Origin of the sequence: Acinetobacter pittii ANC 4050 (genome assembly GCF_000399685.1) — a bacterium.
GTDB classification, from domain to species: Bacteria; Pseudomonadota; Gammaproteobacteria; order Pseudomonadales; family Moraxellaceae; genus Acinetobacter; species Acinetobacter pittii_E.
The window spans coordinates 3,378,154-3,391,563 of sequence record NZ_KB976987.1 but is presented as its reverse complement, the minus strand read 5'-3'; the positions used below and the strand labels follow the sequence as shown (position 1 = coordinate 3,391,563).

At 40.0% G+C, this 13,410-nt stretch carries 9 protein-coding genes; all 9 read right to left on the bottom strand.

Annotated elements, in window-relative coordinates:
- Nucleotides 1-9 precede the first annotated feature (9 nt).
- The 9 genes from F931_RS19645 to F931_RS19605 all read right to left on the bottom strand — a co-directional run bounded on the left by F931_RS19645 (nt 10) and on the right by F931_RS19605 (nt 13,409).
- Nucleotides 10-1,638, bottom strand: a complete 1,629-nt coding sequence (locus F931_RS19645) for a PglL family O-oligosaccharyltransferase (RefSeq protein WP_016142893.1) — start codon at nt 1,636-1,638, stop codon at nt 10-12.
- A 198-nt stretch (nt 1,639-1,836) separates the two neighbouring features.
- Nucleotides 1,837-2,304, bottom strand: a complete 468-nt coding sequence (locus tag F931_RS19640) for a pilin (protein ID WP_016142892.1) — start codon at nt 2,302-2,304, stop codon at nt 1,837-1,839.
- A 347-nt stretch (nt 2,305-2,651) separates the two neighbouring features.
- Entirely contained in the window at nt 2,652-3,212 is a 561-nt protein-coding gene (locus F931_RS19635) for a TPM domain-containing protein (RefSeq protein WP_016142891.1), read from the bottom strand.
- Nucleotides 3,206-4,288, bottom strand: a complete 1,083-nt coding sequence (locus tag F931_RS19630; protein WP_016142890.1) for a TPM domain-containing protein — start codon at nt 4,286-4,288, stop codon at nt 3,206-3,208. The genes F931_RS19635 and F931_RS19630 overlap by 7 nt, the downstream gene beginning before the upstream one ends.
- A 24-nt stretch (nt 4,289-4,312) precedes the next feature.
- On the bottom strand, nt 4,313-4,903 hold the full coding sequence (locus tag F931_RS19625) for a LemA family protein (RefSeq protein WP_002117090.1): 591 nt from the start codon (nt 4,901-4,903) through the stop codon (nt 4,313-4,315).
- Nucleotides 4,904-5,032: 129 nt separating this feature from the next.
- Nucleotides 5,033-5,920, bottom strand: a complete 888-nt coding sequence (locus F931_RS19620) for a metal-dependent hydrolase (RefSeq protein WP_016142889.1) — start codon at nt 5,918-5,920, stop codon at nt 5,033-5,035.
- Between the two features lie 175 nt (nt 5,921-6,095).
- On the bottom strand, nt 6,096-7,517 hold the full coding sequence (gltD, locus tag F931_RS19615) for an FAD-dependent oxidoreductase (RefSeq protein WP_016142888.1): 1,422 nt from the start codon (nt 7,515-7,517) through the stop codon (nt 6,096-6,098).
- 69 nt (nt 7,518-7,586) lie between these two features.
- The gene (gene gltB / locus F931_RS19610; protein ID WP_171067928.1) at nt 7,587-12,062 is read right to left on the bottom strand and encodes a glutamate synthase large subunit; all 4,476 of its coding nucleotides are present in this window, start codon (nt 12,060-12,062) and stop codon (nt 7,587-7,589) included.
- A gap of 462 nt (nt 12,063-12,524) precedes the next feature.
- Nucleotides 12,525-13,409, bottom strand: coding sequence for a hypothetical protein (locus F931_RS19605; RefSeq protein WP_016142886.1), 885 nt, complete (start codon nt 13,407-13,409; stop codon nt 12,525-12,527).
- Nucleotide 13,410 lies beyond the last annotated feature (1 nt).

The following is a 13,410-nucleotide window of genomic DNA, read 5'->3' as shown; positions in this document are numbered from 1 at the left end:
ATTTTTTTATTACTTTTCTTTTAGTAATTCCGATAGCGTTATTTTCTGTCTATAGAGATGCTGTAAAATAAATATCTGCTGCTGTGCCTGCTCTACTTTTCCATTATAAGCAAGCAATTTTGCGTATTTACGTAAGTTATATGGGGTAGGCTTATTCTTTACAAAATTTGCCCATTCAACCAAATCAGCTTCAGATAAAGCATTTTGGGGATTAAGTTCAATCCACTTTAAACGCTGCTCAAACTGCGTTAAAACAAAAATTTTACCGCTTCCCATAAATTCAGCGTTTGGACGCTTATTATTAAAAAGCAAATTACTATTTAGAACGTAGACATTGTAATCACGTAAAATCGCAATAATAAGCAGCAAACTCACAACACATGACAAACGAAGAAGATGTTTACTGAGGACAATTCCTTTAAGCACAGGAGTCTGAGCTTGTACAATACCCAGTAGGAATCCACAGGTAAGCAAGAAATAAGCGTAGCGCTGTGGAAACTCTAGCATGGCATGAATAAGTACTGTACATACCATCATAATCGCAATAATTGAGATGGTATTTTTAGCTTGTTGGTTTAACCAAATAAACCAGCAAGCAAAATAGGTAATGATTACAGTACCCAATGGAATACCATTCCAGATAATTAAATCGAGCAGCACATTATGAGCACTAGTCGTCCACTCTCCAGTTGGGAAAGCATGATAAACCGTCATTTGTGCCACACTGGTTTGATTCCAACCATAACCCAACCAAGGGTGCTGCTGTACAGCAAGCAACATTTGTGACCAGATATTAAAACGCAAATACCCTGAACTTGCTCTTTCAACCAAACTACTTGCCTGAGTTACATCAGTACTTGCCCATGCTTCAATTAAACTAGTAGCAAACGGCAGAACTATGCCAGCCATTATGAAAAAACCAATACACCACAAGAAACCTTGAATAAAACCAAATCTTTTTTGTTTTTTAAATTGTTTAACTACCCAGTAGATGAATAAGAATGGAAAAACGATCCATGAAGTGCGTGACTGGCTTAAGGCGATCGTAAACAGAATAATGAGTGCTGAAGGTAGGAGTACCCAAACTGTCACCTTATTCTTTTCATATAAGTATAAACATCCTAATAACCCAATAATTAGGAATGTTGCCATATTGTTGGGCTGACCAAAATTTCCGTAAGGACGATTACCAATCAGGTGAAGCATATGGACAAAATGTGACTCTATATTTAACCACTGGCAGATTGAAATAAAACAGGTCGCAATTGATACAATAATTGTTAATAAACTAAAGCCAGAAAAAATTTGATCTCTCTTTTGCTGATCTAAAGATAGGTTGTAACCTGCCAAGACCATAAACCAAAAACCTAGCAAGTAAAATGAACTTAGTAAGGCCGTACTCAAATCAAAAACAAGACCAAAGCCCCACTGTACTAGCGGAATTAAGGTAAATGGCAACAATAAGAGTTGTGCTCTAGGAATTTTAATGTTTTGTTGAATTAGGACGGCTAGTACGCATAACCCAGCCCCGAATGTACTCACTTCACTTGAAAACATCACCCAAGGGCTATAATGAAATGGCGACAACCATGCAAAGCCCAACAGGATTGCAGCGAGGAATAGGAAGAATACTTGCATAACGATAGGTTGAAGATCAAAATTTGAGAGAATTATACATGCAAATAAGAAAAGATTACTTTGACAATATTTAGACAAGTTCGTCTTAATTCTATATCTATTGTCCCAATTCTATATTTATTAAAGAAGATAAATTTAAATTGAGATAAAAAATGCACCTTAAATAAGGTGCATTTTTTATAGTATTATCTTTACTAATTATAATGTAGTAATAGTGCCCGCTGCTGGAGTACCACCACCCGTACAACCTTTAGGGATAAATTTATCATCTGTTGTAGGAATATCAGTTGAACAACTCCAACCACCATCTGCAGTACGACTTAAAGATAAAATTTTACCAGAAATCTTAGGATTACCTTGAAGAGTACAAGTAATTGCATCCGTTACGGCACCATTTGTTGCTGTAAATGCAGTAACACCGTAACTACTGCATGCATTTGAATTTGCTGCAGTAAAGCCAACATCACCTAATGCTGCTGGAATTTTACCCTCATTTACTGCATCTTCATAGCCCGTTTTCACCGCACTAATTTCAGAATATCCAGCATTAACTTGTGACTTAGCAATGTAGTTTTGATAAGCAGGAATCGCAATTGCAGCCAAAATACCAATGATGGCAACCACGATCATGAGTTCAATTAATGTAAAACCTTTTTGTGCATTCATAGCCTTTTCCCCAAAGATTGTATGTATGTTTTTATATAAGCTTTTCAGCTATCAAATATATTGCAGCAACCATGCCAACTTTTATTAATATTTAAAAACAAGTAGTTACATTAGATTTAATTAGTATTAGACTTATAATCGCTGTAAGTAATTGACAAAAATTGTCATTCAAACTTTATTAGCAATAGCTCACTAATAAAAAACAGCTCATCACTTATTTCAATTTTTTAATTCTTTATTGTGATAAAAATCTCATTAAAAATAGAAAAAAAGGTGACACTTTTTGTCAGTCACCTTTGAAAGTAAAATTAAGAAAATTAGCTAATATAAGAAGGTTACAAGGCAGTTTAATTCAGAATAATCGGAGCATTTCCTAATTCATTGGATTGATCAGGCATGTTTTCGTCATAAAACCGTGACATCACCTCTCCAATTTGTTGTACGCCCATTACCACAGCTTGTTGGTATTGCTTTTGCTTCAGCTTTTGTACTATTACTTCACAAATCTGCTGCCAGACCTGATCATTGGTCGCATTTCTAATACCACGGTCAAATATAATTTCTACTGTTCGCTCACATAAATTTAGGTATAACAATACGCCACTATTTAAGGCGGTATCCCAAACGCCTAGTTCTGCAAATAACTGCTGTGCTCTTAATCGAGTATTTTGTCTGTAGGCTTGTGAGCATGGAATATGACCTTCAATTACAACCTGTATTTCCCCAATATGCCCATGTTCTGCTTGCTGCACAGCATCGGCAATAGCTTGCTTATCTTGTTTTGAAAAAAAACGGCTGCTGGCTGGCAAGTAACAAAAGTGCTTGAACCAACGTTTTAGGCTAGGTTCTACTGATTCCTCAATTTTTGGTTGAGTAATAATTTGTGTTGTTTCTGATGTTGTTACCATGAGCCTGAAGCACCTCCACCGCCAAAACGACCTCCGCCGCCGCCATAGCCTCCACCACCTCCACCGAAGCCACCTCCGTGACCGCCCCCACCAGAACCACTTAAAATGGCCTGTAAAATAAGTTGGGCAATTGAAGTAATGAGTAAAAAGAAAATACCAAAACCAAGTAATAAGCTGGTCACTAGCCCTGCCCCATTTACGAAACCTGCTACCGCAGCAGCAACACCTGCTGTAGAGGCACTAAGTGGACGACCGACAATAAATGACCCCACAATTCCAGCAACCAGAATAAATAAAGCCATTGTCAGCGTTGTCTGTTTGGCTTGTTGTTCTTCAGCAGCTTGATGTTGGCGCTCTTTCAAATCTTGAGCAGCTTGCTGAGCTACTTCTGGGTCAAGATTTAAAATTCTACCAATTTCATCCAGTCCTGCATTTAAACCTTGCGCATATTGGGCTTGTTTAAAATAAGGTGTAATTTGGTTTCGAATAATCCGACTTGCCACAATGTCAGGCAATACACCTTCTAAACCATAGCCGGTTAAAATTTGCATACGGCGATCATTTACAGCAACTGCAATGAGTAATCCATTGTCACGTTTAGATGATCCCAATTGCCACTTTTCACCAATGCGTAATGCATAATCAAAGATATCTTCTTGGCCAGTAGTAGGAACAATCACAATACCAATCTGTGCTTTGCCTTGTTGATATAAACTTAGAATTTTTTGATCGAGCTGTTGCTTCTCAGTCTCACTTAAAATATTAGCTTGATCAATTACTGGCTGATTTAAAGTTGGCAAACCACGTATTGATTCACCATCAGCCATATCGTTAGCAACTTGGACTTGCGGGGCAGCACTTGAAGCAGCTTGCCCCTCTAATTTAGTTGAAGAAGCTTGAGCTTGTTGCTTTTGTATAATTTTGCCAGCAACTACTGTATCAGTCTCATCCGTAGCAGTTGCAATATTACTTTCACTCCATGCCGTATTCTGAAAAAGAACACCACAACAGAGCAAAATTAAGGTCGAAATAAAGACCTTAATTTGCTTTGATTGAAGCAATAGAGTATTTCTCATACGGCACTCCTTTGATTTATAAAATTAATCAAAAGAAACTTTTGGAGCCTGTTGAGCAGATGCTTCTGCAGAGAAATTGGCTTTTGGATGCATACCAATTACTTTTGCAGTTACTGCCTGCGGGAATTGACGCACATATGAGTTATAGTCTTGTACCGTTGTAATATAACGATTACGTGCAACTGCAATGCGGTTTTCTGTACCCTCAAGTTGAACTTGTAATTCTTGGAATTGGGTATTAGCTTTCAAATCTGGGTAATTTTCCGAAACGGCAATGAGTCGAGATAATGCCCCTGTTAATTGACTTTGAGCCTGTTGATATTTTTCAAGTAAAGCTGGGTCTTCTAAAACTTCTTTATCAACTTTTAAACCCGCAACATTAGAACGCGCTTGGGTTACTTCGGTGAGTACTTGCTCTTCATGTTTAGCATAGCCTTTTACTACATTGACCAGGTTTGGTACCAAATCTGAACGACGTTGATATTGGTTTTGTACTTCAGACCAAGCTGCTGTTACAGCCTCATCTTTTACTTGTAGAGTGTTATAGCCACATCCCGAAAACAGCAAGGTACTGGCAAGTGTTGTTGCAATCGCAAATTGTTTCAATGTTTTCATCGTCACATTATCCTCAAGTTTTTCTTTATATTTTTAACCTCTTTGCCTGATTGTATGATGATTTTGGCATTATTGTGTTGCTTTTATTTTATTGATTTTAAAAAACCGGATTTTAGATCCGGTTATTTACTAGCTCAATCGCTGATCTTTTTCTTGTTCAAAACTTGCCATTTGATATTCTTCTGCTAAAGAGCTTTTCCAGTAATTAACCATCCTGCCATAATCTTTTTGATTCGGATGAAAGTCTTTTTTGTAATATGCAAAGTATTCTGGCATTAACTGAACAAGCATCTTCATTAACAAATACAATCCAAATAGATTACCTCCAATTTTAGGTAAGCTGTTCCATTTATCTTGCCAAAATAAACGCGTTGTCCCATAAAAAGCGAGACTCGCAAATCCTGTAGTGACACTACGCATCAATAAACGTCGGATACGATCATCACCATATACATGTTGATAGACATCAAATGCAACCGAACGGTGTTCAATTTCTTCAATCGCATGCCATACCCAAAGTTTTAGCGCATCTTCATCTAGCGTTCTTAATAGCTCTGGATGCTGCAATATATATCCCCCAAGTAAAGCAGTGAAATGCTCAAACGCACAGGTCAATGCCAATTGCAGCTTAGGTGAAATTGTTCTTAAATATTTATCGCGCTGATTTAGCCAATTTTGAAAACTGTCCAGATTATAATCATCACGTCGCCAAGCTTCATTAAACTCGCCATGTGCTTTGGAATGCATGGCCTCTTGTCCAATAAAAGCCGCAATTTGTGCTTGTAGTTGAGAGTCTGAAACTTTATCGCGAACATTACGTACGCTATTTACGAAAAATTGCTCTCCTACCGGAAACGTTGACGAGAGTGCAGTTAAAAAATGAGACATGAGGGGCGATTTTGCAAAATAGTGCCGTTTAATCGCTTTCGGATTAAACTCAAGACGACGTACTGTAATACCCAACGCTTTTCGACGATTTAAATATGATTTTTCTGCCGTCATACCTGCGATGTTCATATTCAACACCTATTGTATTGAAAAAGGAAGTTTCAAGTATGTCGCGAGCCTAAAAAGCTAAAAAGGGCGAAAAAGCTTATTGTATTTGCCAAAAACATCAAACTGATTAATGGTAGATAATAAAAAAAGCCTACTTTTAAGTAGGCTTTTTTTAGTCTTTTAACAAATGGCCTTATTAAACACCAAGGTAGTCCAAAATGCCTTCAGCAGCTTGGCGGCCTTCCCAGATTGCAGTAACAACCAAGTCTGAACCACGCACCATATCACCACCCGCAAAGATTTTCGGGTTTGATGTCTGGAATTTAAACTCTTGTTTTTCAGCTGCCACAACACGGCCTGAACCATCAAGATTAATATTCGCATTACCAAACCAGTCCGCTGGACTTGGACGGAAACCGAAAGCAAGTAAAACCGCATCAGCTGGTAATACTTCTTCAGAACCAGGGATTGGCTCAGGGCTACGACGACCGCGACTATCTGGTTCACCCATTTGTGTCGTTACCACTTTTACGCCGGTCACTTTACCATTTTCACCAACAATCTCGATCGGTTGACGATTGAATAGGAATTTTACACCCTCTTCATAGGCATTTTTTACTTCACGTGCAGAGCCTGGCATATTGCTTTCATCACGGCGGTATGCACAAGTTACATCGTGAGCACCTTGACGTAAAGACGTACGGTTACAGTCCATAGCGGTATCACCACCACCTAGAACAATAACTTTTTTACCATCCAAGCTGATGTATTCACTTGGATCTTTTTCCCAACCTTGGCAACGGTTCACGTTGGAGATCAAGAAATCAAGTGCATCATAAACACCATCAAGATCTTCACCTGGGAAACCACCCTTCATGTAGGTGTAAGTACCCATACCCATGAATACAGCATCATATTCAGCAAGTAATTCATCAATCGTGATGTCTTTACCAATTTCCGTATTTAAACGGAATTCGATGCCCATACCTGTGAAAATTTCACGACGGCGTTTCATTACATCTTTTTCCATTTTAAATTCTGGAATACCGAATGTAAGTAAGCCACCAATTTCAGGACGCTTATCGAATACAACTGGTTTAACACCGCCGCGAGCTAGAATATCTGCACAGCCTAAACCAGCAGGACCAGCACCAATAATTGCAACTTTTTTGTCAGTCCATTTTACGCCTGACATATCTGGACGCCAGCCCAAAGCAAAGGCTGTATCGTTGATATATTTTTCAGCATTACCGATCGTCACTGCGCCAAAACCATCATTTAAGGTACAAGCACCTTCGCATAAACGGTCTTGTGGGCATACACGACCACATACTTCAGGTAGCGTATTCGTTTGATGACAAAGCTCAGCAGCTTGGAAAATTTGGCCTTCAGCGATGAGTTTTAACCAGTTTGGAATGTAGTTATGTACAGGACATTTCCATTCACAATAAGGGTTACCACAGCCTAAACAACGGTGTGTCTGATTAGTGACAGTTTCCGATGTAAAAGGTTTATAAATTTCCACAAATTCTGCTTTGCGGACAGTAATATCTTTTTTCTCTGGATCTTGACGAGGTACATCCAGAAATTGAAAGTCATTATTTAGGCGTTCTGCCATGTCTCTCTCCGTGGGTAGGCGCGGATTTCCTTGTTGCCCGCACCTGCCTATGTCTTTGCAGTCGTGGAATTATTGTGGGTCAGCTTGTGTTGTTTTCAAAAGCGTTTGCAAATTAGCAGCTTTTGGTTTCACAAGCCAGAATTTACGGCTGTAGAAATCGAACTCATTGCGGATTTTATAAGCCCAAGCACTACCAGTTTCTTTAATGTGCTCATCGATAATACGCAACAAGAACTCTTTATGATCTTCCATAGATTCTGTTGAAATACGATTTAAATCAATCAACTCGTGGTTGTAGTAATCTACGAAGTCATTATCAAGGTCAAGTACATAAGCAAAACCACCAGTCATGCCCGCACCAAAGTTATGGCCTACTTTACCAAGTACAGTCACAACACCACCTGTCATATATTCACAACAGTGATCACCGGCACCTTCGATTACAGCAAATGCACCAGAGTTACGAACTGCAAAACGCTCACCCGCTGTACCTGCTGCAAAAAGCTTACCGCCAGTTGCGCCATACAAACAGGTATTACCAATAATTGCCGTATTTTGTGTTTGGAAAGGCGAACCTTGTGGTGGGAAAATCGAAATACGACCACCAGCCATACCTTTACCTACGTAGTCGTTTGCATCACCCTCAAGACGGATATGTAAACCACCAGCATTCCAAACCCCAAGAGACTGACCAGCCGTACCAGTTAAGTTCATTACAACCGGATGTGCTTCCATACCCAAGTTGCCATAGCGACGAGCAATTTCACCTGATACACGAGCACCGATCGAACGGTCACAGTTCACGACCTTGAAGTTGAACTGACCACCTGCACTTGATTCAATTGCAGGAAGTATTTCAGCAACCATTTTCTCAGCTAAAACGCCTTTATCAAATGGTGCATTACCTTCTACTTGACAGTATTGCGCTTTACCTTCAGCAGAAGGATGTGAAGTTAATAACGCACTTAAATCAAGGTGAGCATGCTTTTCAGTTTCGCCCGGTAATACTTCAAGTAAATCAACACGACCAATTAAGTCTTTCAACGAAGAAACACCTAAAGCAGCCAACCATTCACGCGTTTCTTCCGCAATAAAGTGGAAGAAGTTGATGAGCATTTCTGGCTCGCCAATGTAGTGTTCTTGACGTAAATGATCTTGTTGAGTTGCAACACCAGTTGCACAGTTGTTTAAGTGACAGATACGGAGGTATTTACAACCTAAAGCGATCATTGGTGTTGAACCAAAGCCGAAACTTTCCGCACCTAAAATTGCTGCCTTGATCACATCAAGACCAGTTTTTAAACCACCATCAGTTTGTACACGTACTTTTCCGCGCAAGTCGTTTACACGAAGTGCTTGATGCGCCTCACTAAGACCCAATTCCCATGGAGAACCCGCATGGTGAATTGAAGAAAGTGGAGATGCCGCCGTACCACCGTCATAACCAGAAATGGTAATGAAGTCCGCATATGCCTTAGCAACACCTGCTGCAATTGTTCCCACACCCGGTTCAGATACCAATTTCACAGATACCATTGCTTTCGGGTTAACTTGTTTCAAGTCAAAAATTAACTGAGACAAATCTTCAATTGAGTAAATGTCGTGGTGTGGCGGAGGTGAAATTAGCGTTACACCTGGTACCGAGTAACGTAAACGCGCGATTAAGCCATTTACTTTACCACCTGGTAACTGTCCACCCTCACCTGGTTTTGCACCTTGAGCAACTTTAATTTGCAATACTTCAGCAGAAGTTAGGTATGCAGGAGTTACACCAAAACGGCCAGATGCGATCTGTTTGATTTTCGAGTTACGAATTGTTCCGTAACGAACAGGATCTTCACCGCCTTCACCAGAGTTTGAACGGCCACCGATCGTGTTCATCGCGATTGCAATTGCTTCATGTGCTTCTGGAGAAAGAGCGCCTAAAGACATGCCTGCCGAGTCAAAGCGAGGCAAGATATCTTCAACTGATTCAACTTGCTCAACAGGAATTGAATTCGTTGTTTTTAACTTAAATAAGTCACGGATTGTCGCTACTGGACGGTTATTCACCAGCTCAGCATATTCTTTAAAGTCTGCGTATTTACCAGAGCGAACAGCTTTGTGTAATGCATTAATCACATCTGGGTTGAACGCATGGTACTCTTTATCAAATACGAATTTAAGCAAACCACCCTGATCAATTGGCTTACGATTTGACCAAGCTGTTGCTGCTAATTTTTTCTGATCTTTTTCAAGGTCAGCAAATGTTGCGCCCTGAATACGGCTTGGAACGCCCAAGAAACATTGATCAACAACTTCAGATGACAAACCTACTGCTTCAAAAAGCTGACCACCGCGGTAAGACGCAACGGTAGAGATACCCATTTTTGAAAGAACTTTTAATAGGCCTTTCTCAATACCTTTACGGAAGTTTGCTTGCGCATGAATTGGATCACCTAAAAGTTCACCTTTAGCAATCAAATCATTGATCACGTCATATGCAAGGTATGGGTAAACTGCGGTTGCACCAAAACCAAGTAATACCGCAAATTGGTGCGGATCACGTGCAAAACCAGTTTCAACCATGATGTTCGCATCAGTACGTAAACCAGTTTTGATGAGGTAATGATGTACCGCACCTGTTGCAAGTGCTGCGTTTGCAGGTAATAAACCTTGGCGGATATTTTTATCTGTTAAAACAATTAAAGTTTTGCCGTCACGAACTGCTTGCGCCGCTTCTTCACAGATACGAGTAATCGCAGCTTGCAAACCTTCTTCTTCAGCATAGTTTAAGTTGATATCAACTGCTTCGTAACCCGGACGCTCAATGCTACGGATTTGCTGCATTTTTGAATTTGACAATACAGGGCTAGAGATGATGATACGATCAGCATGCTCAGGACCTTGCTCAAATACATTCTGCTCACGACCTAAACAGGTTTCGAGCGACATTACAATTGACTCACGTAGTGGGTCAATTGGCGGGTTTGTTACTTGAGCAAACTGTTGACGGAAATAATCTGTCACGTGGCGTACTTGACGAGACAATACAGCCATTGGCGTATCATCACCCATAGAACCTACAGCTTCTTGTCCACTTTCAGCAATTGGACGCAACAATTGATCGCGCTCTTCAAATGTCACCATAAACATTTTTTGAGCTGCTTTTAAAGCATCACCAGTTAAACCTTTATCAACTAATTGTTCTTCAAGTTCTGGATTTGCTTTTAAACGAATTGCATGGTCACGCAACCATTCACGGTACGGACGCATGTTTTTCAAATGCGTACTAACATCTTTAGTATCAAGTACTTTACCTGTTAGGGTATCAACTACTAAAATTTGGCCAGGGCCTACGCGACCTTTAGAAATAACATCTTCAGGCTCATATCCCCAAACACCAATCTCAGATGCCAAGGTAATGTAATCATTTTTGGTAATCACCCAACGTGCAGGACGTAAGCCATTACGGTCAAGCATACAAATCGCATGACGACCATCTTGAATAACAAGACCAGCTGGACCATCCCAAGCTTCCATATGCTTAGAGTTGAACTCATAGAAAGCACGTAAATCTGCATCTAGAGTTTCTACATTTTGCCAAGCTGGTGGCACGAGCATACGTAAGGCACGGAATAAATCCATACCACCACCCACCAAGATCTCAAGCATATTATCTAAGCTTGATGAGTCTGAACCCGTACGGTTAACGATTGGGTCAAGCTCTGTGAGGCCTGGTAATAATGGATTTTCAAATTTAGGAGTACGCGCCAACGCCCAGTTACGGTTTGCTGTAATTGTGTTGATTTCACCATTATGAGCAAGATAACGGAATGGCTGAGCCAAAGGCCAACGCGGTAATGTATTGGTAGAGAAGCGTTGGTGGAATACCACGATATGTGATTTTAAACGCTCATCTGCTAAGTCTGTATAGAACTCAGCAATTGCAGCTGGCATCATCAAGCCTTTATAGCTAATTACTGTCGAACAAAGTGTAGTCACATAGAATGACGGATCATTTTGTAATTGTTGTTCTGCACGACGACGTGCCAAGAATAATTTACGGTTAAATTCAACTTCATTCACACCCATTGGACAGTTCACAATGACCTGTTCAAAAGCAGGAAGCGATTGAAGTGCAATTTCACCTAGTGCATCGTTATTTGTAGGGACAACACGCCAAGCCAGTACACGTAAGCCATCTGACTCGATTTCTTTCGTTAAAATATTTTTAGAATGTTGCGCTAATGCTGGATCAGTATTTAAAAATACAGTACCCACAGCAAAAATTTCACTCAGTGTAATATCACTCAGTTTTTTTGCTTCATCACGGAAAAATTGCTTTGGCATCGCCAATAGTAAGCCGCAACCATCTCCCGTCTTGCCATCTGCGGCAATACCACCACGGTGCGTCATGCAACTTAAACTGTGAATCGCGGTTTCCACAAGATGATGACTTGATTCACCCTTCATATGGGCGATCAGTCCAAAACCACAGTTATCCTTAAACTCATCAGGCTGATATAAACCTTGAGCGGGAGCTACAGTATTAGGCGATGGCATGTGCATAGCGTACCCTTCTTTCAATAAGGCTCTTTCGAGCGTCAAACAAACAACTTATTTCTGCGATATTGCCTACGGACGATAGTTAGCTCAATGTTTCGCAAAAAAAAATTTTGGGCTGATAAGCCAATATACGCTGTTCCATTTTTACGTACACTGGTTTTTGCTAGAAAAATGTTTTGACTTATTTCGCACTCTTTTAAAGCAGTCCGACCCCACGACTCTGCATAGAATTCACTCTTTAGAGCGCCAAAATAGTTTGCAGCACATTAATAAGCACAAGAATAAAGCAAAAACTATGCCAATATAATTTTTAGAGGTTAAGTGTTTATATTTGTTAAAAATAGATAGGTTTTATTCAGATTATCATTTTAATAAATGACCAAATATGCACCACTGTTGATCAAAATATATATACGTTTTTTATTTTTTGCACCACAATAGAGCAATTCAACCTTATGATTAATTGCCTCGTGTGCCCTCATTTGTTGCATTTTTTGTAGAAGCTTCAGTCGTGCGATTTTGTTGAGCCTTTTTAGCCGCATCAGCTGCACCAGAATTAGACTGATGCACATCCACTACATTTCCCTCAGCATCTCGACGAATAATTGTTGTTCGAGTTGTAGAGTTTGTTGTTGGAGAAGCTACTTTAGGTTGTGTATTCACGGTTCCGCCTACGCCAGACCCTATGAGTAATGACTCATCAATTTTAGGCAAGGCAGCTGGACGTAATCGCACTTCATAAGTTTGGCTCATTCCACCTTTCATTTCATCCGCTCCCAAATCATTAACTAAGGGTGCATAGGTCGAGAATTGTTGGGGATGAGGTTTAACTGACTCAGGCAAATCAAGATTCAGTTGAGTTAATTGTTGAATAGCATCTTCAGAACGTTTAAATACGCCATACGTCAATACATATTGTTCAGATTGCTTATCTCCACTTAAACGGAAGTAGATAAATTTATTGCGCTCTGGACGATTTTTTAAAAAGTTTTTAATAATATCTTCATCAGACGCACGGAAAAGCTCAAGCGTCCATTGTTTCTTATTTTCATTAATAAATTTTGTACCGCGGAACTCTGCCTCATGTTGACCAGAAGCAACCGTACGAGTCGTTAAATCAAGAGGCCTAACTTCATCAGCTAAAGCCCCTAAATTAGCAGTTGTTGCTACTTTTTCAGGCTGAATTTGCACAGGTGCATCTGCATCAGCTGCTTTTTCAACTTCAACTAGCTTCTTACTATCGGTCATGACCCAGAAAATAAAGGCCAGAAACAAGCAGACGATACCACCCACCAACCAGATATATTGTTGAACATTCTGCCAAAGTGTACGTGATACAGTCATG